This window comes from Sphingobacterium sp. InxBP1, from assembly GCF_026191775.1.
Taxonomy (GTDB): domain Bacteria; phylum Bacteroidota; class Bacteroidia; order Sphingobacteriales; family Sphingobacteriaceae; genus Sphingobacterium; species Sphingobacterium thalpophilum.
Map to the genome: position 1 here is coordinate 1 of NZ_JAINDX010000040.1, position 24015 is coordinate 24015.

Consider the following 24015-nt stretch of genomic DNA (forward strand, 5'->3'; position numbering starts at 1 on the left):
GGCGCAGCAAGTTTGAAAAACAATCGTGCACCTGTCCAGCGTGTTAGGGCAAAAACAAAAAAAATAAGGACAAAAGTCTTGGAAGTTTGTTCCAAAAGTTTCTATCTTTGCACCACTCCGCAAGGGAGGGCGGGCTGCTGCGGAAGAAGCAGCCATGAAAAAAGAAGGGTTTAACGGGTGTTAGACGCGGAAACCGGAAAGAGAAAAGAAAAAAAACTTTAAAAGTTTTTTGGAAGTTCCGGAAAGATTCCTACCTTTGCAGTCCCGTCGGAAACGGCCGGGGAGACAAAACAAGATAAAAGAGGGCGCAATGCCATCGGAATATAGCGGATACGGAAGTTGAAGCGGAAAAAGTTCTTTAATAACACACAATCATGTAGCGTGACGAGTAGACAGACGAAAGTCATGGAACAAATTCAAGAATTCGTTCAATTCGGTCCAAGATCAGAGATATAAAAAAGAATTCTGATTATTATAAATAGTTGGAATCAAAAACTTCATTTTACAATGGAGAGTTTGATCCTGGCTCAGGATGAACGCTAGCGGCAGGCCTAATACATGCAAGTCGGACGGGATCCATTGATAGCTTGCTATCAATGGTGAGAGTGGCGCACGGGTGCGTAACGCGTGAGCAACCTACCTCCATCAGGGGGATAGCCTCTCGAAAGAGAGATTAACACCGCATAATATCAACAGTTCGCATGTTCAGTTGATTAAATATTTATAGGATGGAGATGGGCTCGCGTGACATTAGCTAGTTGGTAGGGTAACGGCTTACCAAGGCGACGATGTCTAGGGGCTCTGAGAGGAGAATCCCCCACACTGGTACTGAGACACGGACCAGACTCCTACGGGAGGCAGCAGTAAGGAATATTGGTCAATGGGCGGAAGCCTGAACCAGCCATGCCGCGTGCAGGATGACTGCCCTATGGGTTGTAAACTGCTTTTGTCCAGGAATAAACCTAAATACGAGTATTTAGCTGAATGTACTGGAAGAATAAGGATCGGCTAACTCCGTGCCAGCAGCCGCGGTAATACGGAGGATCCGAGCGTTATCCGGATTTATTGGGTTTAAAGGGTGCGTAGGCGGCCTGTTAAGTCAGGGGTGAAATACGGTGGCTCAACCATCGCAGTGCCTTTGATACTGATGGGCTTGAATCCATTTGAAGTGGGCGGAATAAGACAAGTAGCGGTGAAATGCATAGATATGTCTTAGAACTCCGATTGCGAAGGCAGCTCACTAAGCTGGTATTGACGCTGATGCACGAAAGCGTGGGGATCGAACAGGATTAGATACCCTGGTAGTCCACGCCCTAAACGATGATAACTCGATGTTGGCGATAGACAGCCAGCGTCTTAGCGAAAGCGTTAAGTTATCCACCTGGGGAGTACGCCCGCAAGGGTGAAACTCAAAGGAATTGACGGGGGCCCGCACAAGCGGAGGAGCATGTGGTTTAATTCGATGATACGCGAGGAACCTTACCCGGGCTTGAAAGTTAGTGAAGGTAGCAGAGACGCTACCGTCCTTCGGGACACGAAACTAGGTGCTGCATGGCTGTCGTCAGCTCGTGCCGTGAGGTGTTGGGTTAAGTCCCGCAACGAGCGCAACCCCTATGTTTAGTTGCCAGCATGTAGTGGTGGGGACTCTAAACAGACTGCCTGCGCAAGCAGCGAGGAAGGTGGGGACGACGTCAAGTCATCATGGCCCTTACGTCCGGGGCTACACACGTGCTACAATGGATGGTACAGCGGGCAGCTAGCTGGCAACAGCATGCTAATCTCTAAAAGCCATTCACAGTTCGGATTGGGGTCTGCAACTCGACCCCATGAAGTTGGATTCGCTAGTAATCGCGTATCAGCAATGACGCGGTGAATACGTTCCCGGGCCTTGTACACACCGCCCGTCAAGCCATGAAAGTTGGGGGTACCTAAAGCATGTGACCGCAAGGAGCGTGTCAGGGTAAAACCGATAATTGGGGCTAAGTCGTAACAAGGTAGCCGTACCGGAAGGTGCGGCTGGAATACCTCCTTTCTAGAGCATCTTAGGACCGGTGCTCGTCACGTACAACATGATTGAAAAAAAAGAGAAACATCAGAAGAAAGTGCCCTCCCCTTAAAAGGAGCGGTCCCGATAGGAGAGATGGAATAATACAGCTAGTCCCGTAGCTCAGTTGGTCAGAGCACTACACTGATAATGTAGGGGTCAGCAGTTCAAATCTGCTCGGGACTACGGATAGAAAGGGGAATTAGCTCAGCTGGCTAGAGCACCTGCCTTGCACGCAGGGGGTCAACGGTTCGAATCCGTTATTCTCCACGTTTCCGGGGGGACATCGATAGATGCTCCGAAAAGAGAAGCCGGAAAAAGAGTTCTTTGACATACTGAAAGAGAAAAAAAATTACAAGAGAAGACAACAGTAGGGATAATGTCAGTGATGGCATATCCATGCAGCTTCCTAGCGAGCAAAAGGGCTAGGGGGTGAAGAAAGTAAATAAGGGCACACGGGGGATGCCTAGGCTCTCAGAGGCGATGAAGGACGTGATAAGCTGCGATAAGCCACGGGTATCGGCAAATGCGAATTGATCCGTGGATTTCCGAATGGGGCAACCTGGCTATTTGAAGAATAGTCGTATGAAACGCGAACGCGCTGAACTGAAACATCTAAGTAGGCGTAGGAGAAGAAAATAACAATGATTTCCCAAGTAGTGGCGAGCGAACGGGAAGGAGCCCAAACCGGTCATGTTACGGCATGGCCGGGGTTGTAGGACCACGATATTGTACTGTGCTATGAACTGGAAGCAGGTGGGAAACTGCGCGATACGGGTGACAGCCCCGTACAGGTAAAGAATACAGGCATAGTGGTATCCTGAGTACCGCGGGACCGGAGAAATCCTGTGGGAATCGGCCAGCACCATCTGGCAAGGCTAAATACTCCTGAGAGACCGATAGTGGACCAGTACCGTGAGGGAAAGGTGAAAAGAACCCCGAACAGGGGAGTGAAAAGAACCTGAAACCGTGTGCTTACAAGCGGTTGGAGCGGAGTAGTTCCGTGACAGCGTGCCTTTTGCATAATGAGCCTACGAGTTACTCTTGTCTGGCAAGGTTAAGTCCTTCAGGGGCGCAGCCGAAGCGAAAGCGAGTCTTAATAGGGCGTATAGTCAGATGAGGTAGACGCGAAACCTTGTGATCTACCCTTGGGCAGGTTGAAGTTGCAGTAACATGTAATGGAGGACCGAACCGATAAACGTTGAAAAGTTTCCGGATGACCTGAGGGTAGGGGTGAAAGGCCAATCAAACTGGGAAATAGCTCGTACTCCCCGAAATGTTTTTAGGAACAGCGTGAGAATAGAGTCTGTCAGAGGTAGAGCTACCGATTGGGTGCGGGGGAGTCAAATCCTACCAAATCCAGACGAACTCCGAATGCTGACAGATATGTCTTGCAGTGAGGCTTTGGGTGCTAAGGTCCAAGGCCGAGAGGGAAAGAACCCAGACCATCAGCTAAGGTCCCCAAATCCGTTCTAAGTTGAACTAACGAGGTCCGGCTGCCCAGACAGCTAGGATGTTGGCTTGGAAGCAGCCATTCATTTAAAGAGTGCGTAACAGCTCACTAGTCGAGCGGCCGGGCGTGGATAATAAACGGGCATCAAGAACGGTACCGAAGCTATGGATTTGCACCGAGATATGTGCATCTGGTAGGGGAGCATTCCATCGCCGGGGAAGCAGTTTGGTAATGAACTGTGGAGGTTATGGAAAAGCAAATGTAGGCATAAGTAACGATAAGGCGGGTGGGAAACCCGCCCACCGAAAGACCAAGGTTTCCTGATCAACGTTAATCGGATCAGGGTCAGTCGGGACCTAAGGCGCACCCGAAGGGGGCAAGCCGATGGACAACTGGTTAATATTCCAGTACTATTATTGACTGCGATGTGGTGACGGAGTAGTGACACTGCCGCGAACTGACGGAATAGTTCGTTGAAAGGCGTAGGTATTGGGGCTGTAGGCAAATCCGCAGCCCTAGCTGAACCCCAATAGTACAGCAAAGCTCCGGCGGCGCTGATAGAGCAGGTAAACAGACTTCCAAGAAAACCCGCTAAGCTTCAGGTTAATAATACCCGTACCGCAAACCGACACAGGTGGTCGAGGAGAGAATCCTAAGGTGCTCGAGTGAATCATGGCTAAGGAACTCGGCAAAATGGCCCTGTAACTTCGGGAGAAGGGGCGCTGTCTCAGCGATGAGCAGCCGCAGTGAAAAGGCCCAGGCGACTGTTTAACAAAAACATATGGCTTTGCAAAATCGGAAGATGAAGTATAAGGCCTGACACCTGCCCGGTGCTGGAAGGTTAAGAGGGGATGTCATCGCAAGAGAAGCATTGAATCGAAGCCCCAGTAAACGGCGGCCGTAACTATAACGGTCCTAAGGTAGCGAAATTCCTTGTCGGGTAAGTTCCGACCTGCACGAATGGTGTAACGATCTGGGCGCTGTCTCAGCCATGAGCTCGGTGAAATTGTGGTATCGGTGAAGACGCCGGTTCCCCGCAACGGGACGGAAAGACCCCATGCACCTTCACTATAGCTTAACATTGAGATTGGGTACAGGATGTGTAGGATAGGCGGGAGATATTGAAGTGGCTTCGCCAGGAGTCATGGAATCATCCTTGAAATACCGCCCTTTCTGTATCCGGTTTCTAACTCCGCTGTGCGGAGGACATTGTTTGGTGGGTAGTTTGACTGGGGTGGTCGCCTCCAAAAAGGTAACGGAGGCTTTCAAAGGTAAGCTCAGTACGCTTGGTAACCGTACGTGGAGTGCAATGGCATAAGCTTGCTTGACTGTGAGACCAACAAGTCGAACAGGGTCGAAAGACGGACATAGTGATCCGGTGGTTCTGTATGGAAGGGCCATCGCTCAAAGGATAAAAGGTACGCTGGGGATAACAGGCTGATCTCCCCCAAGAGCTCATATCGACGGGGAGGTTTGGCACCTCGATGTCGGCTCGTCACATCCTGGGGCTGGAGAAGGTCCCAAGGGTTGGGCTGTTCGCCCATTAAAGTGGCACGCGAGCTGGGTTCAGAACGTCGCGAGACAGTTCGGTCCCTATCTGTTGTGGGCGTTGGAAGTTTGAGTGGATCTGACCTTAGTACGAGAGGACCGGGTTGGACAGACCTCTGGTGAACCTGTTATGCCGCCAGGTGTACGGCAGGGTAGCTACGTCTGGAATAGATAAGCGCTGAAAGCATCTAAGTGCGAAACTAGCCACGAGATGAGACTTCCTTATAGGGTCGTAGGAGATGACTACGTTGATAGGCCACAGGTGTACAGGTTGAGAGACCAAAGCCGAGTGGTACTAATAGCCCGAAGCTTTCTCAAGCAGAGAGACACTGTTGTCTTCCTCTTTAATTTTTGAAACAGTCAGAAACGTATCTCTTTTGGTATATATGTCAATATAGTGTGATGTACTGGACGGGTGTCTTCCCCATGGAAGTAAGCTGAATACTGATGTCCGGATACATGATACCATAAAAAATCTTTAGGTGCCTATATCGGCGGTGTCTACCTCTTCCCATTCCGAACAGAGCAGTCAAGCCCGCCAGAGCCGATGGTATTGCCGTAACAGGTGGGAGAGTAGGTCGGTGCCTTTTTTTACACGGAAGCCCTTGCTGGAAACAGTCAAGGGCTTCTTTCGTTTACAGCGGTACACCGCCCCAGCGTGCCGCATGCCCTTCGAACAAATCGATTGATAATATTGTGTTTCTATAAAATAGATTGCTTCTCGTTTTTGGTAACGGAGATGTACCGCTGTATTCCTTTTATGAAACTGCTGGGCGCTACTTTCGAAATTGGTTAGACAGAGACTACGATGATAATAAATTAAGCAATCGTTTGTGTAAATTAAGCAAACGATTGCTTTGAAGTTTGATTTTTTATTTTGAGAAAAGTGTTATATCATTGTTATAGAGATTAAGTTCTTTAGTTAGAACCAGATATAAATCCAAGTCCACAAGGATTTTCGAATTGACTGTTTAGTTTGTTTTAAAATAGGTGATTTTTAGAGGGACCAATTGGTCCCTTTAAATTTACATGACTTTAAATTATGAATTCTAGAAGAGATTTTCTAAAAAAGGCGAGTATATTATCTTCGTTGGCAGTTTCGCTTCCCACTTTAGTGCATGCAGAGTCGGCAACGGAAGCATTCAATATGTGTGGTTATGCGGCGCCCAAGATTGATAAGGTCAAGGTTGCAGTGATCGGGCTTGGAATGCGCGGGCCTGGCGCTGTGGAGCGTTTGTCCTATATTGCTGGCTGTGAAATTGTAGCGCTCTGTGACAAGTATCCTGAGCGCGTTGAAAAAGCGCAAAAAATTCTAACTTCGAAAGGCCTAAACACTGCCAAATCCTATTCTGGGGAAGATGGATGGAAGGCCTTGTTGAAAGAGCAGGAGCTGGATCTGGTGTATATCTGTACGCCGTGGTCATATCATGCACCGATGAGTGTCGCTGCCATGAAAGCCGGCAATCATGTTGCCTGTGAAGTGCCGATCGCCTTATCGATAAAGGACTGCTGGGAAGTCGTCAAAACCTCTGAAGCGACAAGAAAGCATTGTATGATGCTGGAGAACTGCTGTTATGACTTTTTCGAAATGCTAACCCTAAACATGGTTCGGCAGGGATTGTTCGGCGAACTGGTTCATGCTGAAGGTGCTTATATCCATGATCTACTGGATCTGAATTTTGCAAAGAATGGCTATGATAATATGTGGCGCTTACGGGAAAATATCAAAATGAATGGCAACTTGTACCCTACTCACGGTCTCGGCCCAGTTGCACAGTGCCTAAATATCAATCGAGGTGACAAAATGGACCATTTAGTGGCGATGTCGTCCAACGATTTCATGATGGGTGAAAAAGCGAAAGAGCTCGCGGGTAAAGACTCCTTTTTTCAGGAGTTTGTCGACAAAAAGTATCGCGGCAATATGAACACCACTCTTATCCGTACAGCAAAAGGCAAGACGATTATGCTGCAGCATGATGTCACTTCGCCAAGACCGTATTCCAGGCTGCATACCATAAGTGGAACAAAAGGATTTGCACAAAAATACCCAACAGAGAATATCGCTTTTGGACACGAGTTTATCGGAACAGAAAAGCTAAAAGAACTGTATGACAAATATACACCAGAATTGGTGAAGTATATCGGAGAACAGGCAAAGCAGGTGGGCGGACATGGAGGAATGGATTTCATGATGGACTGGCGGTTGATCGACTGCCTGCGGAATGGCCTACCTTTAGATCAAGATGTATATGATGCCGCTTCGTGGAGCTGTATCGTCCCGTTAAGTGCTGAATCGGTTGAGAGAAATTGCAAGACTGTTGCAGTGCCGGATTTTACAAAAGGTGCTTGGAAACATAATGCTCCTGTTGATATTAGCCTGCGAGGCGGGGGAAATACCCCTATCCGCTCTAAGAGCGTAAAAAAGGAAAATCTTCAGTTGGATGTATAGAGGTCCCGACTTTATGTTTATCTTTAATCATGCTACTTAATCTGACACTGGTTACTTGTCTGTCGTTATTTCCGGCACCTGATACACTTTCATGCTGCGTCGGAGCGAGTATACCGACACGGGCAGGAATGATTAAATCGAAATTATCAAGGCAGGATGCTGGCACCGATGGAAAAATGGTCTTGGTCAAAGGTGGCCGTTTTTTGATGGGTAGTTCTAGGTTTGAGGACAGTAAGCCTTTGCATACGGTAGAAATATCATCCTTTTATATGGATGAGCATGAAGTGACGAATGCGCAATTTGCTCAGTTTGTAAAAGAAACGGGGTATATTACCGTCGCTGAACGGGAACTGGACGCCGGAGATTTCCCTGGCGTAGACCCCAGCATGCTTGTTCCTGGATCTGCGGTATTTTCCAAACCGGAAGAAATCCGCTCCTTAAATAACTACCTGATGTGGTGGGAGTATATCCCTGGTGCAAGCTGGCAACATCCTGAAGGACCTCAAAGCTCCATAAAGGACAGAATGGATCATCCTGTGGTACAGGTTGCTTACGAGGATGCGGCAGCCTATGCAAAATGGGCGGGTAAGCGCCTGCCGACAGAAGCCGAATGGGAATATGCGGCACGTTCTGGACAGGATGCGAATGATAATGTTTATTACTGGGGCAGCGAATTAAAGCCAGATGGCAATTGGAAAGCAAATATCTATCAAGGACAGTTTCCTGTCGATAATTCAAAGGAGGACGGGTATGAAGGTACGGCTCCGGTCAAATCGTTTCCGCCAAATACTTTGGGGCTGTACGACATGGAAGGAAATGTCTGGGAATGGTGTTCGGACTATTATAGGCCCGACTATTATCAGCATAGTGTGCTGTCTAACCCAAAAGGGCCTGAAAATTCTTATGATCCTCAGGAGCCAAATCTCGAAAAACGTGTACAACGGGGAGGATCTTTTCTTTGCAATGACCAATACTGCGAACGTTATAAAGCCGGGAGCAGAGGAAAAGGAGAGGTAAACAGCCCTACCAATAATGTCGGGTTCCGCTGCGTAAAAGATATCAAATAGAAAAGGCTTGCATTTGCAAGCCTTTTCTATTTGATATCGATATTTTATTGTGCATTTAAGAACATCGATTTTTGATTGTATAATTCTCTGAAATATGGGTCTTGTAGATCTTTGATAAAGCGGATTGCTTCACCGGTTGATTTCATTTCAGGACCTAATTGTTTGTCGACCTCAGGGAACTTACTGAAAGAGAATACCGGTTCTTTTATCGCATATCCTTTCAATTTTCGCTCGATAGTGAAATCGCTCAATTTGTTTGCTCCTAACATGACTTTCGTAGCAATATTGATGTAAGGAACATCGTATGCTTTTGCGATGAAAGGAACGGTACGGGATGCTCGGGGATTAGCTTCGATAACGTAAACATTCTCACCCTTGACTGCAAATTGAATATTCAATAGACCACGTACATTCAGCGCTTTCGCTAACTTAATAGAATATTCTTCCATTTTGTCCTGTACTGCTTGCGATAAACCAAATGGAGGCAACACAGCCGAAGAGTCTCCAGAGTGTATACCAGCAGGCTCGATGTGCTCCATCATACCGATTATATGTACATCTTGACCATCGCAGATAGAATCCGATTCAGCTTCTTCAGCACGGTCCAGGAAGTGGTCGATTAGAATATGGTTTCCTGGTAGATTCTTCAGCAAATTAACAACGGCTTTTTCGAGGTCTTCGTCGTTGATGACGATGCTCATGCCTTGCCCACCCAATACGTAAGAAGGGCGAACCAATACAGGATATCCTACTTCATTGGCAACTTGTAATGCTTCTTCTGCTGAGGTTGCCACTCCATATTTTGGATAAGGTATATCCAGTTCTTTCAACAAATCTGAGAAACGGCCGCGATCTTCGGCAAGATCCATGTCCTTGAAAGATGTACCGATGATTTTTACACCAAGCTGCTCCAGGCGTTCCGCCATTTTCAATGCAGTCTGGCCTCCTAACTGAACGATGACGCCTTCAGGTTTTTCGAGTTCGATAATCTCCCGCACATGTTCCCAGAATACAGGCTCAAAGTATAACTTATCTGCCATGTTGAAATCTGTAGATACCGTCTCTGGGTTACAGTTGATCATGATCGCTTCGTAACCACATTCCTTAGCTGCCAATAATCCATGAACGCAAGAGTAATCAAATTCGATGCCTTGGCCAATACGGTTAGGACCGGATCCTAATACGATGATTTTCTTTTTATCCGAAGAGATCGATTCATTTTCTTCTTCGAATGTCGAGTAATAATATGGCGTCTGTGCAGGGAATTCTGCCGCGCAAGTGTCTACCATTTTATAAACACGGTTGATGCCTAGTTCCTTACGACGATCGTAGACTTGGTCTTCTGTCACATTTCCTAACAGCCAGGCAATCTGTACATCCGAATAACCTTTTTGCTTTAAGGTCATGAAAAAATCGCGGGGAATGTTATTCAGTTGGTAACGGCGCAATTCCTGTTCAAGGTGTACGAGTTCCTGAATCTGAACCAGGAACCATTTATCGATACGTGTAGCCTTTCGGATGGATTCCAATGGAACGCCTAATTCGAAGGCATCTTTGATATGGAATAGACGGTCGCCGCTGGGATGCTCCAAGCTATCCATGATCTCATCAAGATTTCTCCACTGACGGCCATCAGCACCTAAACCAGCGCGGCCGGTTTCCAGCGATTGACAAGCTTTCTGTAATGCCTCGATAAAGGTACGGCCGATTGCCATCACTTCGCCTACGGCTTTCATCTGAAGCCCCAATTCTTTGTTCGCTCCTTTGAATTTGTCGAAATTGAAACGTGGGATCTTAACAATTACGTAATCTAATGTAGGTTCAAAGTAGGCTGAGGTCGTTTTGGTAATCTGATTCTGAAGCTCATCGAGGTTGTAGCCAATTGCCAGTTTCGCTGCAATTTTTGCAATAGGGTAACCTGTTGCTTTGGATGCCAGTGCCGATGAACGCGATACCCGTGGGTTGATCTCAATGGCGATGATCTCTTCATTCTCAGGATTGACGGAGAACTGCACATTACATCCACCGGCAAAGTTACCTATGGAGCGCATCATCAGGATTGCCTGATTACGCATTTCCTGATAACATTTGTCTGATAAGGTCATTCCGGGCGCCACAGTAATTGAGTCACCGGTATGAATACCCATTGGATCAAAGTTTTCGATGGTACAGATGATGATGACATTGTCATTAGAGTCACGAAGCAGCTCCAGCTCAAACTCTTTCCAGCCCAGCACTGCCTGCTCTACTAACACCTCGTGTGTAGGAGAAGCATGTAAACCTCTGTTTAAGGCTGCATCAAAATCTTCTTTTCTGTGTACGAAGCCACCACCTGTACCTGCTAATGTATACGATGGACGGATCACAAGTGGATAACCAATTTCTTGAGCAGCTTCTTTACCCTCTAGGAAAGAGTTCGCAATCTTGGATTTTGCAACACCCACTCCGATATCAACCATTAATTGACGGAATTCTTCACGGTTTTCAGTTTTTTCAATGGCAGCGACATCCACACCGATCACCTTTACATTGTATTTTTCCCAGATACCGCGGTTGGAGGCTTCTATACATAAGTTCAGAGCCGTCTGACCACCCATTGTAGGAAGTACAGCGTCGATGTTATGTTTTTGCAATACTTCTTCAATACTCTCACAAGTTAATGGAAGTAAGTAGACATTGTCTGCAACAACTTTGTCCGTCATGATTGTTGCAGGGTTTGAGTTGATGATGGATACTTCAATACCTTCTTCTTTCAAGGAAAGGGATGCTTGAGATCCAGAATAATCAAATTCACAAGCCTGACCGATAACGATGGGACCTGATCCGATGATTAAAACCGACTTAATGGAAGTGTTTCTTGGCATTATATCTAGTTCAAAAAATTAAATTTCCTATTGTGATGTGAGCAAAGACAATCAAAAATAGCTCATGGGGAAGGGTCTTTCCGACTGCTTTGTCGGAGTGCAAAGTTACATTTTAAATTTTGAAAATTAAGTATTTATTTTAAGAATATTTCAAAAATAAACGCGGAACATTGGAATACTGGTCTTGAAGCAATGAATAATAGTTGGAAAACGTAAGTGGCATCATCCAACTATTATCGGGACATAATATATTGTCTATTTAATAAATGATAATTTCATCTGTAAATAGATAGCCTTTTTTAGGATTGCTTGCTTTGATTTTGATGTAGCGGGCCTGCTGTGGTTTGTCTAGTTTCAGCTCAAATCTTTTAAAAGTTAATTTCGGATCATTGTCGGGAATATCATTGTGAACGGTGCCCACCTTCCGGAACGTTCGGCCATTGTCAGATAGAAGAACTTCCATTTCACCGGGCATATAAACACCGGGACCTATCATTTGCATAAAGGTCATGGCGACCTGATGGATTTCTTCCCTTCTTTCCATATCCACGACCACATCCACCGGACTTGTGAAACCCTGCCATTGGCCGTCATGATACGATAGCCCGCCCTTTATACCATTGGTAAGTGTCGAATCCTCTTGGGCAGGGTAACCCGACCATGGGGAATTATAAATTACTTTCTTACCGATAGCACGGTGAATATCCACATCAAAAGACAAGGTAGGGCCTATTTTAACGGAGTCTTGAAAGTAGGCGGCATTGATGTGTCCCGTTGCACTAAGTTCAAATGGACCGGTATAGGGCGTTGACAGGATCGTTGGCTCACTTCCATCGATCGTATATCGGATCTGGTCGGTCTTTAACTGTTCGGTCGTCAGCGTCACTCTGCTGTTATTCTTGTTGGCGTTGTATGATGCGCTGTAGGCTACATTATACGAAGGACGGTAATAATTCAGGTTTAGCTCCTGCATCAGCTTGTAATGAGACTGAAGTCTTCGCTGAAAATCGGCCCAACTCTTTGCGTTTTTACTTGTCCAGTTTACCTCGGACAGTGCCAAAGCGCGAGGAAAGACCATATATTCAACATGCTCTGTCGTGGGAACATATTCTGTCCAGATATTTGCTTGCGCACCGAGAATATGCTTGACCTTATCGCCCTGTATGGCTTGGGGAACCGGATCATAAGCATACACCTTGTCCAGCGTCAGATATCCTCCGATGGCTTCTGGCTGCGTCCTTGGATCGGTCTGATAAGAATCAAAATAAAGGTGTGAGCTCGGAGTCATAATGACGTCATGACCAGCATTTGCTGCTTTGATGCCACCCTCTTCTCCACGCCAGCTCATGACGGTTGCGCCTTCGGTCAGTCCGCCTTCTAGTATTTCATCCCAGCCTATAAGTTTCCTACCTTTTGATTGTAGATACAGATCCATCTGTTTAATAGCATAGCTCTGCAGCTCATCTACCGATTTTAAACCTTCTTTTTGCATAAGCGCTTGATCTTTAGGGCAGGTTTTCCAGTGTTTTTTGTCTGCTTCATCACCACCGATGTGAATATATTGGGACGGAAATATCGTTAGCACTTCATCCAGCACATTTTTAAGGAATTCAAAAGTCTTTTCATTTCCAATACAGAATTCGCTTTGGTTGTATGGTGTTCCGGAGCAGGAAAGCTCGGGATAGACGGCCAGCACTTCTTCCGAATGTCCCGGCATTTCTATTTCGGGAATGACATTGATGCCTTTGCGGGCAGCATATTCGACCAGTTCACGAGCTTCCTCCTGTGTATAATACCCCCCGCTGGCATTCGGACTTCCTTTGTCGACGTAGCGACGTCCATTATTCCACCAGTCTTTCCAATGGGTATGGGTGCGCCAGGCGGCTCTCTGCGTTAGTTCTGGATATTTTTTGATTTCCAGCCGCCATCCCGCTCCGTCGGTCAGATGCCAGTGAAAGTTATTAAACTTATATATAGCCATGACATCAATATACTTTTTGACGAAAGAGAGTGGCATAAAATGACGGGATACATCCAGATGAAGTCCCCGGTAGGAAAAACTCGGTTCATCAACGATAGTTGCAAAAGCGATCTGGCTCGGATCGGACTGCAGGTAACCTAGCTGCACAAGTGTATAAATCCCATTGATGATCTGGGGTGTATCCCAGGCTTTGAGCAGCAATCCCTTCTCATCGATCTGTATAGAATATGCATTTTTATTTAAGTTATCGGCATCGACGGCCTTAACGATTCGAAATCCCTCTTTGGGCACTTTCTTATTTTTCTTGAGGGTTTCTATGCTCAGACTTTGAATCGCGGGATGCTCGGACAACAACTGGGCTGCAGCCTGAAAATCCTCCGATACAATCATAGAAAGGTGGGCGGGGATGGTATATACGCCCGCAGTTAAACTTATTTTCGAAGGTTTGGGAATGATATCAAAGTTAGTTTGTGCCTGCGCACCAAAAAAGCATGCTGCTCCAAGCAGTGCCATGAACAAAGATCGGCTCAATCGCATAGTCATGTATTTAGATTAATGATAATCAGCACAAATATCTTAAATTTTGTTTCATTATTCTATTCATGCTTGCATCGGGTGAGTTTTTATGATATAAAACCAACAAATAGGCCGATAGAAATTACGTTTTTAATCCTTAACTTTGTTGTATGATTGAACTTCCAGTTATTCCGGCAACTCCTACACAGCGCAAGCCTGATTGGTTGCGCGTCAAATTGCCTGTTGGTAAAGAATACAGACATGTCAGAAGTCTAGTAGATGAGCACAAATTGCATACTATTTGTGAGAGCGGCAATTGCCCGAATATGGGCGAATGTTGGGGAGCCGGAACGGCAACCTTTATGATACTGGGCAATATCTGTACGCGCTCCTGCTCATTCTGTGCTGTTGCCACTGGCCGCCCCTTGCCCGTGGACATGGATGAACCCAATAGGGTTGCCAATTCTGTGAAGCTCATGCAGGTAAAACACTGTGTAATCACCTCAGTGGACCGTGACGACTTAAAAGATGGCGGTTCTACGATCTGGGCAGAGACTATCCATGCTATTCGTAGAGAAAGCCCCGGAACCACTTTAGAAACACTGTTGCCGGATTTCAAGGGACAATGGGAGAATCTGGAACGGGTTATTGCAGTGCGCCCGGAAGTTGTCTCGCACAACCTGGAAACTGTTCGCCGTTTGACCAGAGAGGTTCGTATTCAGGCAAAATATGACCGCTCGTTGGAATGTTTAAGAAGGATTTCGGCTGCAGGTCTGCGTACCAAATCCGGCATTATGCTCGGTTTGGGCGAAACGGAAGAAGACGTTATTGAAGCGATGCAGGATTTATATAATGTCGGGGTGCACATATTGACTTTAGGTCAATATCTACAGCCCACGAAAGCGCATCATCCCGTAATTGAGTGGATCACGCCGGCGCAATTTGAGAAATATCAGAAAATCGGTTTGGAAATGGGATTCAAGTATGTGGAATCTGGACCGCTGGTTCGCTCTTCCTATCATGCGGAGAAACATTTATTTGATATGCAATAGAAAACGGGTTTAAAGTTTTTTTGGAAGGTATATTTCGCCTTATAGTGGAATTATCTTTGCAAGATATAAAAAAGAAGCCTGAGTGATTTTTCGCTCAGGCTTTTTTTATCTGAAAATACCCGCTTTGGTGAGTTAAAAAGCCTTTTGCTCATTTTTCAAAACTACTGGCAGGCTTGAAAATAGAAAACTTCGATTGGGAGCTATTGGGCCATAAGGGTATGCGTATGCTAATTCAATTGATGCTTACCGGTATGGGCAGGTGCTTTAGAGGTTAAAAACAGTACGCAGTAAAATGGTTCTTCCGCGAAGTTCAAATTCATTCTGGGAGATCATATTGGCGGTCGTCATGTAGGTGCGATAGTTTTTAATATTGGCCAGATTATTTATTTCCAATTCAAGGTCCATTTTCCATTTGTTGACTTTATAGCGTGTGAAAAAGTCTATAAAAGTATAACTTGCGTTCCGCATATTCGTTTGAAAGGTGGCTAGATTACGGAGATTTACACGCATAAAGCCATTTTTGAACGGGCTCGCCGGAAAACCCAGGTTATGCATCATTGCCGTTGTTTTATTTTGGATCATATTGCTTAGCCCTTCTTGTTTACTCTTGTTCCAATTGAACATTCCTGAGTAGGAAATGTTATAGGATTTAAATAGTCTGGCCTCCAGACTAGGTTGAAATAGATAGCTTATGCTTCGAATAGGAACAATGGCATTATTTATCAATTGATTGTATTTAAAATAGGAAATACTCCCTTTTAATTTGAGGGTACTTGCCAGGGGGAAAAGGTATTTGTCGAATCCGATCTGGGAGGACCATCTTTCCTGAAGGTTGTCCATATTGACCACTACATTTTCGGTGATATTATTTTTTATAATAGTGGATAACATCGTATTTGAAAGCGATCTTGAATAGCTGATGCCTGCATTTGCAAATAATACCTTTAGGGTGCGGGCCAAATTGTAATTGAGATTAAATGCATGTTTTTTGGACTCGTTGAGTACCGCATTATTTTGGCTGAGCATTCTATAGTTGCGCAATACTACTCCACGGTATATGTCTTCAATATTACCAATGTCTTGGCCATATTGATAGCTAAATTGAAGATAGTCCTCCTGAGAAACTTGCCATCGCGCTTTTAGATTGGGATTGATCAGCAATGAATTTTTGGAGTTCGTCAGCTGTTGGATTTCATCTTTATAATGTGTATATAGATAGGTGACCGGAATATCCAGCTGGGTTTCGAACCTATTGGTTTTCCAGGAATATTGTGGTGTAATAAATGCCTGGGTTCTGTTCCAATGCAGATCATTATGCATCCTTTCTCCGAGTGGCCGGCTACCTTGGTCATTGTCCGCTATGGTTAGTAAAGAGTTGAAATGCTGACGATCAATATTTATCCCAATTTGATAGTATTGCTTGATCTTGCCTTTATTGAAGCGATAGCCTGTACTGATTTCTGTAAAAAATGAGGGTACCTCAATTTGCTGAAGGCTACTTTTATACAGAACGCTATCATTTAGTATTTCAGGAAATACACCAGGATAGATCTGTAAAGACTGTGGCTTGCTGCCATAATTCACAGACCAGTTAATAGCAATGATGTCGTTATTTTTAAGTTGTGGGATATAACTGAACAAGTTACTGAATCCCTTAATGCGGTGTTTTTGGAATTGGTCGATTTGGCCTGTAGAATTAGTTAATAGAGCTTTTATATTTCTCTTTTCATATTCAAATGACAGGGCATTGCTCGCATACTTGTGTTCGGTATTGGTAGACGCGGAAAGCCTAGCTGTTCCTAGCCATTTCTTGGTTTTCACCTGGTTTTGTTCATTAAAATAAACATCACCCTCATCGAGCAGGTAATGTGTGCTGGAAGCATTATTTTGTTTATCAGTGTCGTATAATACCTGAATATTGGATTTTAATTGCCAGTTATTTTTGAGGTTATATAAGTTATTCGTATTGAGTAAGCCGGTATTGTTGAAGTAATAATTATTTTTAGGTATGTTGGGACTGCCTGTCGTACTGGTCGCCAGAAGATTATTGATGGTGGAGTTGCCAAATTTGGCCAATAAAGATGACTGATTGCCGCCGATGATATCCCCAGAAAGATCTTTACCGGTATTATTCCCGCTGAGGACATTGAGCATCTTTACTTTTTTGTTGAACAAGATGGAATTCAGTTCGGGATCATAGAGATTAGGCGTACCAGCACCGATTTTAGCCTGTCCAGTGAGTTTTAGCTTTGCTTCGTCTTTAATAACCAGGTTAATGGCAACGTCGTCTGTAAATCTTTTATTTTTAAGTACCTTATAATGTTCGTGGTTGTCGAGTACCTGAACGTCCTTCACCATTTTATGGGGGATAGTCCGTGTACCGATTCCATAGCGATTTTCCAATAGGTCGTCTCCGTCGATGTAAAGTTTAGAAACAGTTTTGTCCTGGTATTTAATGAGCCCAGATTCGGTCACTTCCATGCCTGGAAGACGCTTGATGACATCACCGATATTTCGGTCTTCCTCTTTAGCAAAAGAGCCGACATCGTAGGAGATGGTATCATCCGAGCGGGTTACTTTAGGCTTGCTTTTCACAATTACATCTTGCAAAAGATTGGTTTTTGGAATAAGAGCAATTCGAAGATTTGACGCCTGTGGACCAAGTTTAAGCTCAAATTTTTCATAGGTCAGGTGATTGATCTGGAGGTAGATGTTTGTATATTCCTTGGTTAAAGTAATGGTAAAGCGTCCCTCTTTATCAGTCGGTTTGAAGGCAATAATTTTATTTTCTGAGAGAATATTGACACTGGCAAAGGGTACCGGATGCAGTGTTTTATCTACTTGTACCGTTCCGCTGATCGTTTGCTGGGCAAAGGTTATTTGCCCAAGCAAAACGAATATAAATAAACATAGAAATATTTTCATTAAGGCGTCAGCTCTATCGGATTATTGGTAACTTTTGAAGGTGTGTACTTATCGTCTTTTGAAATATTGACACTCTTTATTTTTGACGCATCCAAAGCACCGAGCGGGGAGCCTCCTCCAGAGCTGGAATTGGATCTAACGGCAACCATGTTTCCTGATGAACCTACACTGATGGTTCTGTTTTTTTCCGATTGCGCTTGCATATAAGCTTGTGGGTTGGCCTTAAAGGCTTCCTGAATTTTTTTTACTTCTTCTGCAGTAGTTACGATGGCGTTTTGCGGAAGGGCAACCGATGTTTTGCCTTCCTCAATTTTGTCGAATCCAGCGTAAGCAAAAATTACTTCATTTTTCGTATCACGGGCGTCCAGGATTAGGCCAGGAAGACCATGAAGTTTCCAGGGACCATAGGAAAACGGCAGTTCGGTTGTAAACCAGGCAATATAGGTTCGGCCTTTGAATGTTGTTTTTGCGTTCTGACAATTGTAGCCACCGATTTCTTTGCGGTCACTTAGTATTTCCCAATCTTGTGTGGGGTAGGCTTGTGGGATGGCAAATTTGTCACTGGCAACGCTGACCACTTCGGTCATTTTGTTTTGATTGGCTTCTAATAAGTAGGAAGAGCTTGACGGTGTCGAGCGTGTAATAATGGTTAGCGTACCGTCGAAACCGGGATCCTCCATTTGTTTTTTGACCTCATCTTGCATGCGCCTGGAAGAGTAGGAGGTGTAATAACTTGCTTGTTGATTGAAGTAAACCACTGTTTCATCACGTATAAATTGATCCCGCTGGGTACTGTCGTTTACATGTTTGAATTCGTAATGTACTTTCGCAATCGCTTGTGGACTGTCTTGCGCATATAGAAGCTGTGCAACTATAGATAAAAGGATTGATAATGAATATTTCATAATAATATGTTTATATCGTAAATATACGAAATATTCGTAAATCATAAAATTTATTTCATTTTCACACGTAATCTTGGGTAAGCAAATGAAAAGAGGCAAGTATAAAGCTTGCTCCTAAAGACTTATTGGGCGGTTCTATTCGTGTTCTCTATTAAAAACTGTCTCGCCAGCAATCACTGTGCGTAATGTTTTCACATCACGTAGCTGATCGAAGGGCGCTTTTAAAATGTCCTGCTCCAGAATAACGAAATCAGCGTCTTTTCCAACTTCTATGCTACCTCGTTTATTTTCCTGAAAACAAGAATATGCAGCCCAGATTGTCATGCCCCGCAAAGCATCTTCGCGGCTTATGGCATCCTGTATCTGAAATCCTTTATCGGGGAAACCGTTTTTATCCACACGGGCTACAGCGGCGTGGAATCCATACAGAGGATTGAAATGTTCTACAGGAAAATCACTGCCCAAAGCGAGTTTGCCATATTCTTCCAGTAAGTGTTTATAGGCATAAGCTCCTTTCATCCGTTCTTCTCCAAGACGATCTTTGGCCCAGTACATATCAGACGTAGCGTGAGTTGGCTGTACCGAAGGGATGATCTGAAATTGGCGAAATTTATTGAAATCGACTGGTGAGATAATTTGTGCATGTTCGATGCGCCACCTGCGATCCGCCTGCGGTTGGAGGTACTTACCATAGATATCCAGTATAATGCGGTTGGCCGAGTCACCAATTGCATGCGTATTGGCCTGGAATTTACTTGCAGCAATCTGTTCTATCATCTCCTCATATTCCGCGGGACTATGCAGCAGAAAGCCATGTGTAGGAGCATCGTGGTAATGTGCGAGAAGGCAGGCCCCCCTGGATCCCAATGCGCCGTCTGCCAATAGCTTGAAACTCTTGATCTCAAAACGCCCGGTTTCGTAAAAGCCTTGGCTTATAAATGATTTAATATTTTTAGGTGTGCCTAATATCATGGCGTAGTCCCTAATTTTTAACTCACCGGCTTTGTAGTATTTTTTCAGCAGGTCAAGCTTTTCTTTTGTCAAGCCAGCATCGACAATAGAGGTGAGACCTACGGACAATAGTGAATCCTGCGTTCGCTTCAACATTCTTAAATATTCTTTTTCATCCGGAACAGGAATCGTCTTGTTCACAAGTTCCATGGCATTGTCAATTAAGAGACCATTTGGGACGTTATTTATACCGCCGACTACACCGCCATGAATAATCGGGATACTGTTTAGCTGGGCCCATTCCAAAGCTTTTGAGTTGGCCACTGCTGCATGATAATCGACCCGTATCAGGTATACCGGAATATCCGGGAAGGCTTTGTCGAGCAGTTCTTTTGTGGGAAAAGCTTTGTCTTTCCAGCGGTTTTGATCCCATCCACTCCCGATGAGCCAGGTTTTGTCCGGATTTCTCTTTCGGTATTCTTTAACGCGCCGAATTACCTCTTCAAAGGATTCCGCTCCATTGAGATCCGCCTGGTCCATTAACTCGGCTTCGTCAAATAAGTGGGCATGAGCATCGTAAAATCCCGGATAGATAGCTTGCCCTTCCGCATCGATATACGCCTTGGCCGTATAATGCTGTTCGATGTGTTCGTTGGAGCCTATTGCGATAAACTTTCCGTCTTTAACTGCAAAAGCCTGCGCCTGACTAAACATCGAATCAACGGTGTACACATGGGCATGGTGAACAATCAGGTCAACATTTTCTTTGGAAGAACAGGCGGCAAATAGCACACAGCATAATACGAATAGAATTGGATAGTTTCTCATACCTTAAAAATAAGAAAAACTGTTTTTATTCTTCCATTTTTTGTTAGCGTCCGTGTGTGACAGTCAGGCTGTCGCTTTCGGAAAAGACGGGAGGTTGCCGGAATGCAGGGTAGGTTTATTCAAACAAAAAAGGCTATCCAAATACCTTGGACAGCCTTTTTAATTCAAAAATCAAAATACGTGACTAACAGTACTCGTCAAATGCTGCAACCAAATTGTCCGCAATCATTTGTGCCGGGCGACCCTCAATCATATGTCTTTCAATCATATGTACCAATTTACCATCTTTAAATAAAGCCATTGCCGGAGAAGATGGGGGATACGGCAACATGTAGTTGCGGGCAGTATTTACGGCGTCCGTTTCCATACCTGCAAAAACTGTTACTAATTTTCCTGGACGTTTTGCGTTCTTAACTGCTGCTTTTGCTGCAGGGCGCGCATTGGCCGCCGCACAACCACAAACTGAGTTTACAACCACAAACACAGTTCCTTCTGTCGCGATGGCCTGATCCACCGCTTCTGGTGTTTTTAACTCTTCGAATCCAGCGTCAACGAGCTCTTGACGCATTGGGGCTACTAAATATTCTGGATACATTATTTCTTAAGTAAAGTTTAAATTCCAATTATTTGTCTAATAGTCGCCGATGGGTTATTTTGTCTCCTCATTCAAGGAGCATCCGCCTGGCCCTCTATTTTCATTTACAAATATAGATGGAAAAGCCTGTTCCGTCAAGAAGCTTCTCTCAAATCAATGTCAGAAAATCGCTGACAGCCGAGAATCCGTTGTCCAGTCGTTGGTTGCCTTGTCCTGAAACAATACGATACTGGCCACCTATTGCCTGCAGTTCTTTTTTCCAAATCTCCATAAAGTAATCCCGTTGTCCGGGGAAGTCCCGTAAAGGGTCGTCCTGCCAAGGAAGATCGATGTCCATCAGAAGATAAAGATCATAGGGATGCTGTTCGATTTTGTCGACGACTTCTTTAGGGGTATATTGAAATAAGTGATCGCACCAGATTTTAACGGTCATGAAAGTGGTGTCGCAGACCAGGATATTGTTTTTGGCCAAAGGGAGCAGCGCTTCCTCCAGGGCCACCTGTCCATAAAACATATTGACTTCATCCTGCAATGTATACTGATTATTGAGGCCTTGGCAATAATACCGCGAATATTCGGGTACACAAACGGTTTGTAATTTCTCGGCAAGATACTGCGCCATTGTGGACTTCCCGGTGGATTCAGGTCCTACAACTGCAATCTTTAGTAACTCATTTCCCACATCTATCGTTTTGATGAGCAATATTACGCAAAATTTTGACAGGTTTTGCGCCAGTCGCGATATCCGTTCCAGGCGATAATGGTGAACACAAAGTACAGAACTGCTGTTAACATAAGTTCTTTGTGTATGTATAAAGGGATATAGCAGATGTCTACAAACACCCACAGCAGCCAGTTTTGCAAGACTTTGCGAGTCATGAGAAATTGGGCTACAAAGCTCATCGCCGTACAGAATGCATCAATATAAGGCACGTCCGAATTTGTCTGGCTGTCCAAAAAGTATCCGAGTATACCAGTTAACAACAGGACCGCCAACATACTCAGGAGTAGCTCCAGCTTGCTGGCTTTGACAATGGGTTTCTTTTTTTCCTCTTTTCGTTTTAACCAGTAGTACCAGCCATAGACAGCGGTACACAGAAAATAAAACTGGAGCACGGCATCCCCGTATAATCTGGTGCCATAAAACAGAATAGCGTAGGAACTGACGCTAATAATACTTATTGGCCAGTTCCAGATATGCTGTCTGGCAGCCAGGTAAACACATAGGAAGCCCGTAAGGGTGCCCAGCCATTCGAGCCAAGTAGTCTGAGCAAACTGACTTGCAATTTGCTGAAAGAAATCCTGCATGCGGCGTTTTATAAAGTTACGCCTAATATACGAAGTCTAACCTAATGTCAGCTACTGAACCTGCTTATTCGCACAGTTGGTGCTGGCAAATGATTCGGGTTTGGCTTTAAAGACAAAGCCCATCCCCATGATATAACCCATAGCTTCTTTGAGAGCAACATTTGACTGAAAGTTTGGATTGGTGTTAATGTCGGCGTGGACTTCGAGGTCTACTTTGTGTTTTTCGAGGAGGGGGCAGAGTTGGTAGGCAATGTCGATGGATTTCTGGACTTCGAGCAACATCCTTTCTTTGATGCTCATCCGGTGGTGCCTTTTGTCCCGTTGGATGAACATAAATCCACCTTTATGTTCCCTGAGAAAGACGATGACGGTAGCGAAGTCGATAATTCCTCTCTTGACCTGGGAGTCGGTGCCGATATAAACCTTGAGTTTATTGCCGAGGGCATCTTCCCGTTTGATGACTTCTTCAACAGCATCGTAAATTGTGGAGCGAATGGATTCGCCATTGTATTTTTGCCATCTCATAGTGATATAAATTAGATATAAAAAAATAAAACTTCATCATTGATATAAATTTACTGAATTTCAATGAGCTAAGTGTTAATTTAATTTTAAATAATTATCCACATCAATGGTGTTTTTCACCATAGGCAAGGTCTCCGGCATCGCCTAGTCCGGGGACAATGTACGCTTTTGTAGTCAATTCGTGGTCTACATCGCCAACCCAGATATGGGCGGTCGGGATAAAGGCTTTAACATGGTTTAATCCTTCTTCAGAAGCGATAGCGGCAACGATATGCAGTTCCTTGATATCGTACTCCGCAAGGAGTTCTTTGCAACAAAGGACAAGACTCTTGCCGGTAGCAAGCATGGGGTCCACCATAATAACCGTCCGGTTATCTAAATTAGGAGTGTTGACATATTCCTTATGAATCTCAAACTCTCCACTCTTTTTTGTATGTCTATAGGCTGCTATGAAAGTATTGTCCGCATGATCAAACACATTGAGTAATCCCTGGTGAAAGGGGAGCCCCGCTCTCAATATGGTTGCGAGCACCGGTTGCTCCATCAGCAAATGCGTTTTGGCGACTCCCAGAGGGGTTTCTACTTCCACAGGTCTGAAGGCCATGGTTTTGCTGATCTCGTAGGCAAAAACTTCTCCTAGCCGCTCCAGATTCCTGCGAAAGCGCATCCTGTCCCGCTGAATAGTGACATCTCTCAGTTCCGCAATAAAATGATTTGCAATGCTGTTTTGGGTAGATAGAATAGTGACCATGACGTGATTGCTAGTTCAGTAAGCTAAAGATAGTAAATAATCAACTGAAAGTAATAACATCTGCAGCATTATTATGGTTTGATATAAAATGGTAAAAAAATTAGTAAATTTGTTTACAGACTATAGCAGGATATGGCCTAGACCACATGTTACGAATCACAGCATTTACAGCTCGCATCTTTTTTGTCGGAATGGATGAATTTTTTCGCTGAGCCCGGACAGGTATTCGTGTACTGAAGAAGCTGAAATAATT

At 44.7% G+C, this 24015-nt stretch carries 13 protein-coding genes, 2 tRNA genes and 3 rRNA genes; 8 read left to right on the top strand and 10 right to left on the bottom strand.

All coding sequences use genetic code 11. The features are described 5' to 3' along the window. The first annotated feature begins 504 nt into the window (after positions 1 to 504). The 7 genes from K7A41_RS04405 to K7A41_RS04435 all read left to right on the top strand — a co-directional run bounded on the left by K7A41_RS04405 (position 505) and on the right by K7A41_RS04435 (position 8561). Positions 505 to 2032, top strand: a 16S ribosomal RNA gene (locus tag K7A41_RS04405). Between the two features lie 124 nt (positions 2033 to 2156). Beyond that, positions 2157 to 2230, top strand: a tRNA-Ile gene (locus K7A41_RS04410). Positions 2231 to 2240: 10 nt separating this feature from the next. After that, positions 2241 to 2314: transfer RNA gene (locus K7A41_RS04415), tRNA-Ala, on the top strand. Positions 2315 to 2479: 165 nt separating this feature from the next. Then, positions 2480 to 5363 (top strand): 23S ribosomal RNA (locus K7A41_RS04420). A 160-nt stretch (positions 5364 to 5523) separates the two neighbouring features. After that, positions 5524 to 5635 (top strand): 5S ribosomal RNA (gene rrf, locus K7A41_RS04425). The 16S, 23S and 5S rRNA genes sit together here with 2 tRNA genes alongside, the layout of an rRNA operon. 452 nt (positions 5636 to 6087) lie before the next feature. Continuing rightward, entirely contained in the window at positions 6088 to 7494 is a 1407-nt protein-coding gene (locus K7A41_RS04430; protein WP_265712771.1) for a Gfo/Idh/MocA family protein, read from the top strand. 29 nt (positions 7495 to 7523) lie between these two features. Continuing rightward, entirely contained in the window at positions 7524 to 8561 is a 1038-nt protein-coding gene (locus K7A41_RS04435) for a formylglycine-generating enzyme family protein (protein WP_265712772.1), read from the top strand. 44 nt (positions 8562 to 8605) lie between these two features. Here K7A41_RS04435 and carB read toward each other — a convergent pair whose 3' ends face one another. Then, the gene (gene carB / locus K7A41_RS04440; protein WP_265712773.1) at positions 8606 to 11425 is read right to left on the bottom strand and encodes a carbamoyl-phosphate synthase large subunit; all 2820 of its coding nucleotides are present in this window, start codon (positions 11423 to 11425) and stop codon (positions 8606 to 8608) included. 259 nt (positions 11426 to 11684) lie between these two features. Then, positions 11685 to 13943, bottom strand: a complete 2259-nt coding sequence (locus tag K7A41_RS04445; protein WP_265712774.1) for a family 20 glycosylhydrolase — start codon at positions 13941 to 13943, stop codon at positions 11685 to 11687. Between the two features lie 149 nt (positions 13944 to 14092). Here K7A41_RS04445 and lipA point away from each other — a divergent pair, with 149 nt between their 5' ends. Continuing rightward, on the top strand, positions 14093 to 14974 hold the full coding sequence (gene lipA / locus K7A41_RS04450) for a lipoyl synthase (protein ID WP_028072418.1): 882 nt from the start codon (positions 14093 to 14095) through the stop codon (positions 14972 to 14974). Between the two features lie 264 nt (positions 14975 to 15238). On the opposite strand, the gene K7A41_RS04455 is transcribed toward lipA, so the two are convergent. The 8 genes from K7A41_RS04455 to upp form a co-directional block, all read right to left on the bottom strand. Continuing rightward, positions 15239 to 17899 (bottom strand): hypothetical protein, encoded by a 2661-nt coding sequence (locus K7A41_RS04455; RefSeq protein WP_265712775.1) that lies wholly within the window; start codon positions 17897 to 17899, stop codon positions 15239 to 15241. Beyond that, positions 17899 to 18804 (bottom strand): GLPGLI family protein, encoded by a 906-nt coding sequence (locus K7A41_RS04460; RefSeq protein ID WP_265712776.1) that lies wholly within the window; start codon positions 18802 to 18804, stop codon positions 17899 to 17901. Before K7A41_RS04460 ends, K7A41_RS04455 begins: the two co-directional genes overlap by 1 nt. Positions 18805 to 18939: 135 nt before the next feature. After that, positions 18940 to 20583, bottom strand: coding sequence for an amidohydrolase (locus K7A41_RS04465; protein ID WP_265712777.1), 1644 nt, complete (start codon positions 20581 to 20583; stop codon positions 18940 to 18942). Positions 20584 to 20767: 184 nt separating this feature from the next. Continuing rightward, positions 20768 to 21178, bottom strand: a complete 411-nt coding sequence (locus tag K7A41_RS04470; RefSeq protein ID WP_028072420.1) for a BrxA/BrxB family bacilliredoxin — start codon at positions 21176 to 21178, stop codon at positions 20768 to 20770. Between the two features lie 148 nt (positions 21179 to 21326). After that, the gene (locus K7A41_RS04475) at positions 21327 to 21860 is read right to left on the bottom strand and encodes an ATP-binding protein (RefSeq protein ID WP_265712778.1); all 534 of its coding nucleotides are present in this window, start codon (positions 21858 to 21860) and stop codon (positions 21327 to 21329) included. Positions 21861 to 21883: 23 nt separating this feature from the next. Continuing rightward, complete coding sequence (pnuC, locus tag K7A41_RS04480; protein WP_265712779.1) at positions 21884 to 22486, bottom strand: nicotinamide riboside transporter PnuC; 603 nt, start codon at positions 22484 to 22486, stop codon at positions 21884 to 21886. Between the two features lie 51 nt (positions 22487 to 22537). Beyond that, complete coding sequence (locus tag K7A41_RS04485; protein WP_028072423.1) at positions 22538 to 23011, bottom strand: ribonuclease H-like YkuK family protein; 474 nt, start codon at positions 23009 to 23011, stop codon at positions 22538 to 22540. Positions 23012 to 23114: 103 nt separating this feature from the next. Next, the gene (gene upp, locus K7A41_RS04490) at positions 23115 to 23762 is read right to left on the bottom strand and encodes a uracil phosphoribosyltransferase (RefSeq protein WP_028072424.1); all 648 of its coding nucleotides are present in this window, start codon (positions 23760 to 23762) and stop codon (positions 23115 to 23117) included. Positions 23763 to 24015 lie beyond the last annotated feature (253 nt).

Bases quoted from the DNA above. Each gene is read 5' to 3' on its own strand.
- K7A41_RS04430 (WP_265712771.1), top strand. From the start codon at position 6,088: ATGAATTCTAGAAGAGATTTTCTAAAAAAGGCGAGTATATTATCTTCG.
- K7A41_RS04435 (WP_265712772.1), top strand. From the start codon at position 7,524: ATGCTACTTAATCTGACACTGGTTACTTGTCTGTCGTTATTTCCGGCA.
- carB (WP_265712773.1), bottom strand. From the start codon at position 11,425: ATGCCAAGAAACACTTCCATTAAGTCGGTTTTAATCATCGGATCAGGT.
- K7A41_RS04445 (WP_265712774.1), bottom strand. From the start codon at position 13,943: ATGCGATTGAGCCGATCTTTGTTCATGGCACTGCTTGGAGCAGCATGC.
- lipA (WP_028072418.1), top strand. From the start codon at position 14,093: ATGATTGAACTTCCAGTTATTCCGGCAACTCCTACACAGCGCAAGCCT.
- K7A41_RS04455 (WP_265712775.1), bottom strand. From the start codon at position 17,899: ATGAAAATATTTCTATGTTTATTTATATTCGTTTTGCTTGGGCAAATA.
- K7A41_RS04460 (WP_265712776.1), bottom strand. From the start codon at position 18,804: ATGAAATATTCATTATCAATCCTTTTATCTATAGTTGCACAGCTTCTA.
- K7A41_RS04465 (WP_265712777.1), bottom strand. From the start codon at position 20,583: ATGAGAAACTATCCAATTCTATTCGTATTATGCTGTGTGCTATTTGCC.
- K7A41_RS04470 (WP_028072420.1), bottom strand. From the start codon at position 21,178: ATGTATCCAGAATATTTAGTAGCCCCAATGCGTCAAGAGCTCGTTGAC.
- pnuC (WP_265712779.1), bottom strand. From the start codon at position 22,486: ATGCAGGATTTCTTTCAGCAAATTGCAAGTCAGTTTGCTCAGACTACT.
- K7A41_RS04485 (WP_028072423.1), bottom strand. From the start codon at position 23,011: ATGAGATGGCAAAAATACAATGGCGAATCCATTCGCTCCACAATTTAC.
- upp (WP_028072424.1), bottom strand. From the start codon at position 23,762: ATGGTCACTATTCTATCTACCCAAAACAGCATTGCAAATCATTTTATT.